This is a genomic window from Streptomyces sp. CA2R106 (assembly GCF_037034245.1).
GTDB lineage: Bacteria > Actinomycetota > Actinomycetes > Streptomycetales > Streptomycetaceae > Actinacidiphila.
The window spans coordinates 285,135-297,384 of sequence record NZ_JBAGKC010000006.1; the positions used below are offsets into that span (position 1 = coordinate 285,135).

A 12,250-nucleotide genomic window follows, 5' to 3' on the forward strand; every position below is an offset into this window, starting at 1 on the left:
GACCGGCCCCGGGCCGGCCGTTCCCGCACGCCAGGAGAGCCCGCCACGCAAGGAGAGTCCATGCGCACACCTCGCCCGCGGCCGCGCGCCGTGGTCGCCGCGGCAGGAGCCACCGCCCTCACCGCCGCCGCCCTGATCGCCGCCCCGCTCACCGGCGCGGCCACCGCGGCGGCCGCCCCCGCCGTGAAACCGGTGCCCGCCGTCGCCGGACACGAGCTGGTCAAGGGCGCGGGCAGCCCGCTGACCATCGCCCAGTGCCAGGCCCAGTGGGGCATCAACTGCTACACCCCCACGCAGTACCGGCAGGCGTACGACCTCAACCCGCTCTACCGCGCGGGCGTGACGGGCAAGGGCCGCACGATCGTGATCGTCGACTCGTTCGGCTCGCCGACCATCCAGCACGACCTGGACGTCTACAGCAAGCAGTTCGGGATGCCCAGCACCAAGGTGCAGGTGGTCAAGTGGGGCGATGTGCCGCCCTTCGACCCGACCAACCCCGACCACACCGGGTGGGCCGGCGAGAGCACGCTCGACGTGGAGATGGCGCACGCGATCGCACCGGCGGCGCACATCGTGCTGCTGGAGACGGGGGTCGCCGAGACCGAGGGCGTGACCGGCCTGCCGGAGATGATGGACGGTGAGAAGGCCCTGATCGACCAGGGCGTCGGCGACGTCATCACGCAGAGCTTCGGCGCCACCGAGAACACCTTCCCGGGCTTCGCCCAGGGCGACTTCTCCAGCATCCGCAAGCTGCGCTACGCCTTCGAGGCCGCGGCCCGCAACGGCGTCACGGTGCTGGGCTCCTCCGGTGACGGCGGTGCCACCGACGCCACCGAGGACGGCACCTCCAACTACCCCTACCGGGTCAACTCCTGGCCCTCCTCGGACCCGCTGGTCACCTCCGTCGGCGGCACCCAGCTCCACCTGGACCAGGCAGGCGAGCGGACCGCGCCGGACAGCGTGTACAACGACTACGGGGCGGGCGGCGGCGGCCAGTCGCACGTCTTCGCCCGGCCCGCGTACCAGAACGGCGTGCGCGACGTGGTCGGCGCGCAGCGCGGCACCCCCGACATCTCGATGGCCGCGGCCGTGGACGGCGGCGCCTGGGTGTACTCCAGCTACGACCCGTCGGCCACCGGCTGGGACGTCTACGGCGGCACCAGCGAGGCCAGTCCGCTCTTCTCGGGCATCGTGGCGCTCGCCGACCAGGTCGCCGGGCACCGGGTCGGCGACATCCACACCGCGCTGTACGCGCTGGCCAAGGGGACGGAGAAGTTCGGCGGGGTGGTCGACGTCAAGGACGGCACGAACAACTCCTACGACGGCGTCACCGGTTACACCGCGGTCAAGGGCTACGACATGGCCACCGGCCTCGGCACCGTGGACGCGGCGCGGTTCGTGCCCGCGCTGGCGCTGCTGAGCCCGCGGCGCTGACCCCGCGGTCCTGACCCCGCGGTCCTGACCCCGCGGTCCTGAACCCGCGGCCCTGAAAGCGGCCGCCGCCGCGCCCGCGTACACCGGGCGCGGCGGCGGCCGCTTTCGCGCTCCTTCGGTGCATCCGCCAACCGGTTTATCTGTAAGGGCTCTTGACAGTTGGGGGCTCCAGATCGAACAGTATGGACCAGCATTGGTCCAGACCAGCATGGCCCGTTGTGCTGGTACCCCCCACCGAAGGGAGCGCGGTCCATGACCGGACCCGTTCGCAGACCACTCCGCGCCCTGATCGCCGTCGCCGCCGCCGTCACCGCGTCGGCCGGCCTGGCGCTGGCCGGCGCCGGCGGCGCGCACGCCGCGGCCCCGAAGGCGAGCGCCGCCACCGCACTTCCGAGCCACGTCTTCGCCCCCTACTTCGAGGCGTACAACGGCGACAGCCTCTCCGGGCTGGCCAGCGCGTCGGGCAACAAGTACCTGACGATGGCGTTCCTCCAGACCGCGTCGGCCGGCTCCTGCACGCCGGACTGGAACGGCGACAGCTCCACGCCGGTCAGCCAGGCGAACTTCGGCAGCGACATCGCCACCATCCAGGCCGGCGGCGGCGACGTCATCCCTTCCTTCGGCGGCTACGCGGCCGACAGCACCGGCACCGACATCGCCGACAGCTGCACCAACGTCAACTCCATCGCCGCGGCCTACGAGAGCGTCATCACCACCTACAACGTCAGCCGGATCGACCTGGACGTCGAGGCGGACTCGCTGACCAACGCCGCGGGCCTGGACCGCCGCAACAAGGCCGTCAAGCTGGTGCAGGACTGGGCGGCGAGCAACGGCCGCACCGTGCAGTTCTCCTACACCCTGCCGACCACCACCCACGGCCTGACCACCGGCACCCTCGGCGACGGCTCCGGCCTGTCGGTCCTCCAGAACGCGATCGCCGACGGGGTGCGGCTCGACGTCGTGAACCAGATGACGTTCGACTACTACGACGGCGCGAGCCACGAGATGGCCACCGACACCGAGACCGCCTCGCAGGGCCTGCACGACGAACTCGCGCAGCTCTACCCGTCGAAGAGCGACGCGGACCTGTGGGGCATGATCGGCGTCACCGAGATGCCGGGTATCGACGACTACGGGGCGGCGGAGACCTTCACCACCGCCGACGCCACCACCGTCTACAACTGGGCGGTCGGCAAGGGCATCAACACCCTGTCGTTCTGGGCGCTCCAGCGGGACAACGGCGGCTGCCCGGGCCAGGGCGCCTCGGACTCCTGCTCCGGCATCTCGCAGAGCACCTGGCAGTTCAGCCAGACCTTCGAGCCGTTCAACGGCAGCAGCGACAACGGCGGCGGCACCGGCGGGAGCACCGGCGGCGGCACGGGCGGGACCACCGGCGGCGGTACGGGCGGCAGCACCGGGGGCGGCACCGGCGGGACCTGCACCGCCGCCGCGTGGTCGGCGAGCGCGGTGTACGTCGGCGGCGACAAGGTCTCCTACGGCGGCCACACCTGGCTGGCGAAGTGGTGGACCACCAACGAGACCCCCGGGACCACCGGCGAGTGGGGCGTCTGGGAGGACGAGGGCGCCTGCTGACGCCCTCGTACGGACCCCTCGAACGGACGGCCGACAGCCCGGCCGCAGGCGCGAGGTGGCCGGCGGGTGAACAGCGGTCGGTGCGCCGGTGAACACACTGTGACCTGCGGCGAAGTGGCGCGCGGCGCCGGTACGGTACTCCGTGGCGGCGCCGCCCCGAAGTCGTACGGCGGCCGCCGATCCTCTAGAGTCTGACCGGACGTCTACGCGAATGTAGTCGGGTCGGAGCGGGCCGGGCATGCCACGGGCGTGCCCGGTCCGTCCGCACTTCCGGGCAGCTCCGGCAGCACCACCAGACCAGAAGACCAGGGGACGGAAACCACCCATGAGCGCGATCGGCCTCGGCCAGGCCGCCCTTCTCGGCATCGTGGAAGGACTGACCGAGTTCCTGCCGGTCTCCTCCACCGGCCACCTCAAGCTGGTCGAGGGGCTGATGAACATCCCCGTCGACGACGACGCCGTGGTCGGCTTCACCGCCGTGATCCAGGTCGGGGCGATCGCCGCGGTCTTCGTCTACTTCTACCGGGACATCGCGCGGTTCGTGACCGCCTGGGTGCGCGGCCTGGCCCACCGCGAGGAGCGCGGCAACCACGACTACAAGTTCACCTGGTGGGTGATCTACTCCACGATCCCCATCGTGATCGTCGGACTCGCCGCCAAACCGCTCATCGACGGCGTGCTCGGCTCGCTGTGGGTGGTGGCGGTCTCCCTGATCGTCGGCAGCGGCGTGATGTGGGCCGCCGAGCAGATGGCCCGCTTCAAACGCGGCGAGGACCAGGTGACCGTCAAGGACGCCATGATCGTCGGCTGCTCGCAGATCCTCGCGCTGCTCTTCCCCGGGTTCTCCCGCTCCGGCGCCACCATCTCCACCGCGCTCATCCGGGACCTGGACCGGATGGCCGCCACCCGGCTGTCGTTCTTCCTCGGCCTGCCCGCGCTCACCGGTGCCGGCCTGTACGAACTCAAGGACGCCACCAGCGGCGGCGTCAGCGGCTCCGCGCTGGCCGTCGGCACCCTGGTCTCCTTCGTGGTCGCCTACGCCTCCATCGCCTGGCTGCTGAAGTTCGTCGCCCGGCACTCCTTCAACTCGTTCGTGGTCTACCGGATCGTGATCGGCGTGGTCATCATCGGCCTGCTCGCGACGGACACCGTCAACTCCTGAGCAGCACCCGGCGGACGAAAAGGCCTGACCGGCCCATCCCCCACGGGTGGGCCGGTCAGGTCGCCGGGGCGGACCCCGGGTCGGCGGTGGCGACGGCGCCGGTCAGGTCAGCGTCGCCGCCACCGGGTCCCAGTCTTCCGGAAGCGTGGCCACTTCCGGGGCGCGGGAGGAGATCTCCACGAAGCCGTGCCGCTCCGCGGAGTCCGTCACTGTGGACATCAGCTCCAGGACGTGCTGCGCCAGCTCACCCGACGCGCGGTGCGGCGCGCCGGTCCTGATGCCGCGCGCCATGTCCAGCACGCCGATGCCGCGACCGGCGGTCGTGCCGGTCACGGGCAGGTCGCGCCACTCCTGGTCCTCGAACGACCGCACCTGCACCGGCCCCTCGAACGTGTTCGGGTCCGGCAGCGACAGTGTGCCCTCGGTGCCGGTGACCTCGATCATCCGGCGCGGCACGGAGGAGTCGAAGCTGAAGGTGGCCGCGGTGCTCGGGCCCGAGACGAAGTCCAGCAGCGCGTGCACGTGCGTGGGCACCTCCACCGCGAACGCCGTGCCGGCCTTCGGGCCGGAGCCCACCACCCGCTGCACGCGCGCCTGCCGCGCGCTGGCCGCGACCCGCTCCACCGGCCCGAACAGCGCCACCAGCGCGGTCAGGTAGTACGGGCCGATGTCGAACAGCGGCCCGCCGCCGTACTGGAAGAGGAACTCCGGGCTCGGGTGCCAGCTCTCCGGCCCCGGACCCTGCGTCACCGCGACCGCGCTGACCGGCTCGCCGATCACCCCGGACGCCAGCGCCCGCGCCGCCGACTGCAGACCCGCGCCCAGGAACGTGTCCGGCGCGCTGCCCACCCGCAGGCCCAGCTCCTGCGCCTGCGTGAGGATCTTCACGCCGTCCACGGGCGCCAGCGCCAGCGGCTTCTCGCCGTAGACGTGCTTGCCCGCCGCCAGCGCGGCGGCGGCGACCTCGGCGTGCGCCGCCGGGATCGTCAGGTTGACGACGATCTCCACCTCGGGGATCGCCAGCACCGACGCCACGTCGCCGGCGTGCGGCACGCCGTACGCGTCGGCCTGCGCCCGGGCCCGCGCCACGTCGAGGTCCGCCACCGCCAGCACCCGTATGTCCGGGAAGGTGGACAGCGCCTGGAGGTACTGCGTGCTGATCACGCCGGCGCCGATCAGCGCGACGCCGACCGGGCCGGAGCCCGAAGCACCCGAAGCGGTGGTCATGACAGCCCCTCCTCCAGTGCCGTCAGGTAGGCGCGGCTCTCGGCGACGGCCTGGAAGATGTCGGTGGCGCAGGTGTCCAGCTCCACGATCCGCTGCGCGGCCGGCGCCGCGGCCAGGATCGACGGCACGTCGATCGCGCCCTTGCCGACCGCGGTGTGCGGCTCGCCCTTGACGCCCGGCCCGTCCTTGACGTGCAGGGCCAGCACCCGGTCGCCCAGCGTGCGCAGCAGGGCCGGCACGTCGGCGCCGCCGACCTGCGCCCAGTAGGTGTCGACCTCCAGGAACACCTCGGGCGCCAGCTCGTCGGTGAGCACCTCCAGCGCGGTACGGCCCTCGAACCGCGGCTCGATCTCCCACCAGTGGTTGTGGTAGCCGATCCGGATGCCGTGCTCGGCGGCCTTGGCGGCGAACCCGTTGAGCTTGTCGGCGGTGCGGCGCAGCCCGTCGGCGGTGGTGAACTCCTCCTCGGCGATGCCGCCGGGGATGATCGCCAGGTCGGTGCCGACGGTGGCGACCGCCTCGAAGACCTCGCCGGCGTCCTTGTCGAACAGCGCGTAGGCGTGGGTGCTGGAGACCCCGACCCCCAGGTCGTCCAGGAGCTTGCGGAAGCCGGCCGGGTCGGCGGTCGGGTCGAACGCCTCCACGGCGCGGTAGCCGATCTCGGCGAGCCGGGTCAGCGTCCCGTCGCGGTCGGCGGCGATCTGGTCGCGGAGGGTGTAGAGCTGGATGCTCAGGGGTTTGGCCATCGAAGCGATGCCTCCTGGAAGTACGACGGCGAAAGCGGGTGCGGGTGCGGGTGCGCGTGCTGGTGCGGACGTGCGGTGGTGCGGGCGGCGCGTGGGGATCGTGCGGCTCGTGCGGCGTGTGCGGCTCGCGCGGCGGTCATCCGACGATCAGCGGGCGCAGCGTGCGGTGGGCGATCTCCAGACCGCCCGTGACGCGCTCCACGTCGCCGCTCCACACCGGGTCCTCGTGCTCGACGGAGAGCACCCCGGTGAAGCCGCCCTCGTAGAAGGTGTCCACCAGCCGGCGCCAGTCCACGTCGCCCAGGCCCGGGACCCGGTAGCGCCACCAGCCGCTGTCCCAGCCGTCGGTGCGCTCCACGGTGCGGCCGAAGAACCCGTAGCGGTCCCGGGCCCGCGGGTCGAGCTGCGCGTCCTTGGCCTGCGCGTGCGGGATGCGGTCCAGGTACGGCTTGAGGGCCGTCACCGGGTCGATGCCCAGCCACAGCAGGTGCGAGGGGTCGTAGTTGAGGTAGAAGCCGAGGTCGAACATCCACTCCCACAGCTCGGGGGAGTAGGCGAGGTTGCCCGGGTAGCCGTCGGGGTGCCACCCCTCCATCACGCAGTTCTCGATGATGATCTTCACCCCGCGCTCGCCGGCGTACTCCACCAGCGCCGGCAGCTCGCGCTCGGCCTGGGCGAGGTTCTCCTTCACCGACAGGCCCGGGTGGCGGCCGATGAAGGTCCCGACGTAGTCCACGCCGAGCAGCGCGGCCGCGTCCACGTTGGCCCGGACGTGGGCGGCGATCTCGGCGCGGCGCTCACGGTCGGGGTGCAGATTGTTCTCGTAGTACGCCAGCGCCGACAAGGTGAGCCGGTGCTGGTCGAAGAGGGTGCGGACCTTTTCCGCCTCCGCCTTGCCGAAGTCCACCACGTCGATGTGGCTCGCCTCGAAGTCGCGCGACCCGGTGGACGGCCAGGTGGCGACCTCCAGCGCGTCGTAGTCGTGGGCGGCGGCCCAGCCGGCGATCTCGGCGAGCGGCAGCTGCGGAAGGCAGGCGGTGAGGAAGCCCAGCTTCATCAGGAGACCTCTTTCCAGGTCCGGTCCTCCGCCGAGCCGAGGACGGCCTCGGTCAGGCGCACCATGCGGGCGGCGTCGGCGAAGGTGGCGAAGGGAGTGGCGGGAGCGCCGGGGGCGGGGTCGGCGGTGCCGGACGCGTCGGCCGCGCGGGCGGCGGCGTGCACGTCGCGGACGAAGGCGGCGAAGCAGTCGAGGTAGCCCATCGGGTGCCCGCCGGGCACCACCGACAGCCGGGCCGCCTCGGGGGACAGGGTGGCCGGGTCGCGCAGCACCGCGGCGTTCTCACCGCGGCTGCCGACGAAGAGCGACTCGGGCGCCTCCTGGTCGAAGGCGAGCGAGGTGCGGGTGCCGTCGACCTCGAACCACAGCCGGTTCTTGCGGCCGGGGGAGATCTGCGAGACCGTCACGCTCCCGCTCGCACCGAGGTCGGTGCGGAAGAGCAGCTGCACGACGTCCTCGGTGGCGGGGGTGCCGCCGGCGCGCGGCACGGTCTGGGTGAGCGCGGTCAGCTCGGCGATCCGGTGCCCGGTCACCCACTCCACCAGGTCGCACCAGTGCGAGCCGATGTCGGCGAACGCCCGGGAGGGCCCGCCGGCGGCCGCGTCCACCCGCCAGTTGGTGTCCTCCGGCAGCAGCAGCCAGTCCTGGAGGTAGTGGCCGTGCACCAGGCGTACGTCGCCGGCCCGGCCGTCCCGCACCCGGGCGCGGGCCTCGGCGGCCATCGGGTGGTAGCGGTAGACGAACGGGACCGCGGCCACCTTGCCGCTGCGCGCGGCCAGTTCGGCCAGGGCGCCGGCGGTCGCCGAGGAGGTGGTCAGCGGCTTCTCGCACACCACGTGCTTGCCCGCGCGCAGCGCGAGTTCCGCCAGGCGCGCGTGCGCGTCGTTCGGGGTGCAGATGTGCACCACGTCCACGTCGTCGCTCGTCACCAGCTCCTCGGAGGAGTCGAAGGCCCGGTCCACGCCGAGCGCGGCGGCGGCCTCCTTCGCCCGGGCCGGGGTGGAGGCGCTCACCCCGACGACCGGGGCGCCGCTGCGCCGCACGGCGTCCAGGTGGACCCGGCCGATCATGCCGGTGCCGGCGATCGCCGTACGCAGCGCGGCGCCGCCGGTGGCGCCGGGGGTGCCGGAGCTGCTGGGTGTGCCCGGTGGGTTCGTGTCGTCGGGCCCCGAGAGTGACACAGACTTCCCTCTCTTTCGGTTCGACCAGAACGCTAGCCACCAGGGTTTCGGTTGACAATGGCAAAAATTACGCTAACTTCTGTCATAAATCGGGGTCGACGGCCGCCCGGGGAGCGGCGGCGCGGCGACGGGGAACAGGGCAGGGCCAACGGGCCGACAGAGCAACGGGCCGGCGGGCCGGCGGGTCAACAGACCGGCGGGCCGAGGGCCGAGCGGACGAGGGACGGGCGACGACGTGACGGCAGCAACCGACCGGCAGCTCACCTCGCTCAGCGAACTCGCCGGGCTCGTGGCCGGCGGCGCCACCCGCCGCAGCCAGCTCGTCACCGCCACCGGCCTGTCCCGCGCGGCCGTCGCCCAGCGGGTGGACCTGCTCATCGAGCGCGGCCTGCTGGTCGAGACCGGCACCGTGGCCACCGAGCGCGGCCGCCCGCCGCTGGCCCTGCACCTCGCCTCGCACAGCGCCGTGGTGTGCGCGGTGGACCTCGGCGCCACCCACGGCACCGTCGCGATCTCCGAACTCGGCGGCGCCGTCCTCGCCGAGACCACCGAGGACCTCGACATCAACGACGGACCCGAGGCCGTACTGACCGCGCTGGACGCCCAGATCGACCGGATGCTGGCCGCCGCCGGGCACCCGGCCGGGCACGTCCGCGCGATCAGCGTCGGCGTGCCCGGACCGGTCGAGGCCAGCACCGGCACCGTGGTGCGCCCGCCGATCATGCGCGGCTGGGACGGCTACCGGGTGCCCGGGTTCTTCGCCGGGCGCCGCGCGGCACCGGTACTGGTGGACAACGACGTCAACATGATGGCCCTCGGCGAGTACGGCCACCGGCCCGCCACCGCCCACCTGCTCTACGTCAAGGTCGGCACCGGGATCGGCTGCGGCATCGTCTCCGGCGGTGTGGTGCACCGCGGGGCCAGCGGCGCGGCCGGCGACATCGGGCACATCGCCGTACCCGGCCACGACGACGTGCTCTGCCACTGCGGCAACACCGGGTGCGTGGAGGCTGTCGCGTCCGGCGCCGCCGTCGCCGCGCGGCTGCGCGAGGCCGGGCTGCCGGCCGAACACGCCGCCGACGTGGTGCGCCTGGTCGCCGAGGGCGACCCGCTGGCCCGCCGCCAGGTCCGGCTGGCCGCGCAGCGCCTCGGCGACGTCCTCGCCTCCCTCGTCAGCTTCTACAACCCCGACACCATCGTGCTCGGCGGCTCGCTCGCCTCCCTCCACGACGACCTGCTCGCCGACATCCGCGCCGCCGTCTACGGGCGCGCGCTGCCGCTGGCCACCCGCACGGTCGCGATCGAGAGCACCGTGCTCGGCCGCCGCGCGGGCATCGAGGGCGCCCGCCGCCTCGCCGTCCAGCACCTGCTCTCCCCGGAGGGCATCGCCCGCTTCCTCGGCGCCTGAACGCCGAACGGCCGGCGCTCGGTCCGCACGCGCGCGGGCGGCGGCCCGGGCGCGCGGCGCCCCATGGGTGACGGAATTGCCCCGTACGAAGGGAGCCCGGTACGTTGCCGCAGGCAGTCGGCGCGGCGGGCCGCGGATACGGGGACCGCGCTCCGCGCCCCGGTGGCTCCGAACGGCCGCGGGGTTCGGCCGGACACAGCAGGGGGGACCACACATGGGCGACGCGGCGTCGCACGGAGTACGGGGAACAGCTCGGGTGCGGACAGCGCGACGGCCGCTGGCGGGCCCGCTCTGCCTCGCGGTCCTGGTGGTGGCCGCGGCGACGGCCTGCGGGGGCGGCGGTGGCGGCAAGGGCGGGGGTACGCACGCGCCCTCGGGCGCGGCATCGACCGCCGGGGCGGCGGCGAGCGGCACGCCTCGGGCGGCGCGGATGCTCGACCAACGACAGCTGGAACAGGCGGCCGTGGGCAAGTCGGACCTGCCGGGATGGTCCACGGGCACGCAGTTCGGCCACGGCCCCGACGGGGTCTCGATCAAGGTCGCGATCACGGACGTGGCCCGACTGCCCAAGGTGTCACCAGCCGTGTGCACGGCGCTGGCGGGGATCGCCATGGGGCCGGTGAGCCCAGGCCACCAGCACCACGCCCTGTTCGAGCAGAGCGTCACGCGGGACGCCAAGGACGGCGAGGACGACTCGGTGGTGGGGGACACGCTCCTCGCCTACCGACCGGCGGACGCCGCCGGGGTGATGACGGACCTGCGCGCGTCGCTCAGAACCTGTGACTCCTTTCCCGGTGGTCAGGGGGAGCGGTACACCCGTCCCGTGCCGGCCGCCGCGCCCTCCGTCGGTGACGACGCCGTGGAGTACACCATCACCCAGGTCGTGTCGGACGGAGACGACGCCGGGAACGACGGCGGGACCGATGAAGGGGACGACGACGCCGTCGACGTGCCCTTCCGCTTCCTGGTCGTCCGCGTCGGCGCCACCATCGTGGTCCTGTCCGCGCTGGGCGTCCCCGGCGGCCGTCCGGAGATCCCCGACGCCGTGGTGAACGCCCAGGTCGCCAAGCTGGCCAAGGCCGGCTGAAACGGCGTGAATCGCCGCCAATGGTGGGGAACACGCCTGCGGTGAGGGGCCGTTGGCCGGTGGGACGGGCGGGCGCCGGTGCCGGGCGGGGGTGCGGTTTTGGCCGAACCGGGGGACTGGGGGCGGCCGGGCGGGCATGCTAAGGGCATGAAGGCGAACGGTGACGCTCAGGAGGAAGTGACCGGCCGGGAGTGGCCGCGGTCGACCGCGCCATCGTCGCCGGTCGCGGCGGGGCCGGCCGCGCCCGCGGACGTGGAGACCTGGAAGGCGCGCAAGGCGTACCCGTCGACCCTCTTCGCCGGCGGCCCGGTCTTCGGCATCGCCCGCGAACGGGCCGAAGGTGGCTGGAAGTTGCACCCGGGTTTCGCCGGCCTCGCCCCGCAGGACGCCCGCGACGCGCTGGGCGCGCACTTCCGGACCCGCGCCGACCGCTGCGCCGCCGACGGCGACGAGGCCGGCCGCGCGCAGTACACCGCGGCGGCCGAACGGCTCGACTGGGAACGGCTCGACGAGCTGACCGTGGCCGGTGCCCGCTACCGCGTGGTCCGCGCCGAGCGCTTCATCCGGATGGGCCCGGACGGCCCCGAACCGCCGCGCGCCACCGACCCCGACCGTACGGACCCCGCGCAGCCGCCGCTCGACCCCGCCGCGGACCTGGTCGTCGCCGCCCCCGGCGGCGCGGCGGCGCCGTCCCCGGGCGTGCTGCGCGCCGAACTCCTCACCGCCCTGCGGAAGAACGGCAGCGTGCCGCGCGACGTACGGGAGGACTCCCGCGCCGCCGCGCACACCCACCCGGGCGGTGTCCTGCTGCCGGCGACGTTCATGGCCGCCGAGCGCGAAGGGGGCCGCTGGCGGCCGCAGTCCACCGGCACCGCCGCCACCCCGCGCGACGCGCGCGACGGACTGGCCATGCAGCTGCGGGTGATGGTGCCCTGGCAGCGCCAACTCACCGACGAGGAGCACGAACTCCACAAGCGCGCCGCCGACCACCTCGACACCGAGCAGGTCGACGAACTCGACGTCGCCGGGCGGCACTTCCGGATCATCCGGGTCGAACGGCTGCTGCGCACCGGCCCGGACGGCCCGGAGGGCCCGCGCCCCTCGGACGCCGACCCGGTGCCGCCGGCCATGGTCCACGACCGCCAACTGCGCGAGCAGGCCGCGGTCCAGGACGAGGAGGACGGCGAAGCCGAGGAGGGCACCCGCAAGTTCATGGCCCTGCTCGACGAAGAACGGCGCCGCCGCGACCACCTCCGCGACCGCCGCTGACCGGCGCACCCCGCCCGGCACGTCGGCCCGCCACGCACCCCGCCCGGCACGCACTACGCTGGCGCCGTCGATCCGCACAACACCCC

The 12,250-nt window shown here is 73.6% G+C and carries 10 protein-coding genes; 6 read left to right on the top strand and 4 right to left on the bottom strand.

Going from position 1 to position 12,250, the window contains the following annotated elements; all coding sequences use genetic code 11:
* Window positions 1-60: 60 nt before the first annotated feature.
* From WA788_RS12315 to WA788_RS12325, 3 genes are all read left to right on the top strand, one after another.
* Window positions 61-1,434 (top strand): S53 family peptidase, encoded by a 1,374-nt coding sequence (locus WA788_RS12315; protein ID WP_335976145.1) that lies wholly within the window; start codon window positions 61-63, stop codon window positions 1,432-1,434.
* Window positions 1,435-1,686: 252 nt separating this feature from the next.
* Entirely contained in the window at window positions 1,687-3,027 is a 1,341-nt protein-coding gene (locus WA788_RS12320) for a chitinase (protein ID WP_335976148.1), read from the top strand.
* Window positions 3,028-3,352: 325 nt separating this feature from the next.
* Window positions 3,353-4,189 (top strand): undecaprenyl-diphosphate phosphatase, encoded by an 837-nt coding sequence (locus tag WA788_RS12325; RefSeq protein WP_335976154.1) that lies wholly within the window; start codon window positions 3,353-3,355, stop codon window positions 4,187-4,189.
* A 102-nt stretch (window positions 4,190-4,291) separates the two neighbouring features.
* On the opposite strand, the gene WA788_RS12330 is transcribed toward WA788_RS12325, so the two are convergent.
* The 4 genes from WA788_RS12330 to WA788_RS12345 form a co-directional block, all read right to left on the bottom strand.
* On the bottom strand, window positions 4,292-5,416 hold the full coding sequence (locus WA788_RS12330; protein ID WP_335976159.1) for a Gfo/Idh/MocA family protein: 1,125 nt from the start codon (window positions 5,414-5,416) through the stop codon (window positions 4,292-4,294).
* Window positions 5,413-6,162, bottom strand: a complete 750-nt coding sequence (locus WA788_RS12335; protein WP_335976161.1) for a sugar phosphate isomerase/epimerase family protein — start codon at window positions 6,160-6,162, stop codon at window positions 5,413-5,415. Before WA788_RS12335 ends, WA788_RS12330 begins: the two co-directional genes overlap by 4 nt.
* A gap of 136 nt (window positions 6,163-6,298) precedes the next feature.
* Window positions 6,299-7,219, bottom strand: coding sequence for a sugar phosphate isomerase/epimerase family protein (locus tag WA788_RS12340; RefSeq protein ID WP_335976165.1), 921 nt, complete (start codon window positions 7,217-7,219; stop codon window positions 6,299-6,301).
* The gene (locus WA788_RS12345; protein ID WP_335976168.1) at window positions 7,219-8,400 is read right to left on the bottom strand and encodes a Gfo/Idh/MocA family protein; all 1,182 of its coding nucleotides are present in this window, start codon (window positions 8,398-8,400) and stop codon (window positions 7,219-7,221) included. The genes WA788_RS12340 and WA788_RS12345 overlap by 1 nt, the downstream gene beginning before the upstream one ends.
* Before the next feature lie 235 nt (window positions 8,401-8,635).
* Here WA788_RS12345 and WA788_RS12350 point away from each other — a divergent pair, with 235 nt between their 5' ends.
* The 3 genes from WA788_RS12350 to WA788_RS12360 all read left to right on the top strand — a co-directional run bounded on the left by WA788_RS12350 (window position 8,636) and on the right by WA788_RS12360 (window position 12,164).
* A complete protein-coding gene (locus WA788_RS12350; RefSeq protein WP_335976170.1) occupies window positions 8,636-9,808 on the top strand; it encodes an ROK family protein in 1,173 nt (390 codons plus the stop codon).
* A 256-nt stretch (window positions 9,809-10,064) separates the two neighbouring features.
* On the top strand, window positions 10,065-10,895 hold the full coding sequence (locus tag WA788_RS12355; protein WP_335976173.1) for a hypothetical protein: 831 nt from the start codon (window positions 10,065-10,067) through the stop codon (window positions 10,893-10,895).
* Window positions 10,896-11,042: 147 nt separating this feature from the next.
* A complete protein-coding gene (locus tag WA788_RS12360) occupies window positions 11,043-12,164 on the top strand; it encodes a DUF5954 family protein (RefSeq protein WP_335976174.1) in 1,122 nt (373 codons plus the stop codon).
* Window positions 12,165-12,250 lie beyond the last annotated feature (86 nt).

Coding starts and splice junctions, on each gene's coding strand:
- WA788_RS12315 (WP_335976145.1), top strand. CDS start 61: ATGCGCACACCTCGCCCGCGGCCGCGCGCCGTGGTCGCCGCGGCAGGA.
- WA788_RS12360 (WP_335976174.1), top strand. CDS start 11,043: ATGAAGGCGAACGGTGACGCTCAGGAGGAAGTGACCGGCCGGGAGTGG.
- WA788_RS12320 (WP_335976148.1), top strand. CDS start 1,687: ATGACCGGACCCGTTCGCAGACCACTCCGCGCCCTGATCGCCGTCGCC.
- WA788_RS12335 (WP_335976161.1), bottom strand. CDS start 6,162: ATGGCCAAACCCCTGAGCATCCAGCTCTACACCCTCCGCGACCAGATC.
- WA788_RS12325 (WP_335976154.1), top strand. CDS start 3,353: ATGAGCGCGATCGGCCTCGGCCAGGCCGCCCTTCTCGGCATCGTGGAA.
- WA788_RS12340 (WP_335976165.1), bottom strand. CDS start 7,219: ATGAAGCTGGGCTTCCTCACCGCCTGCCTTCCGCAGCTGCCGCTCGCC.
- WA788_RS12330 (WP_335976159.1), bottom strand. CDS start 5,416: ATGACCACCGCTTCGGGTGCTTCGGGCTCCGGCCCGGTCGGCGTCGCG.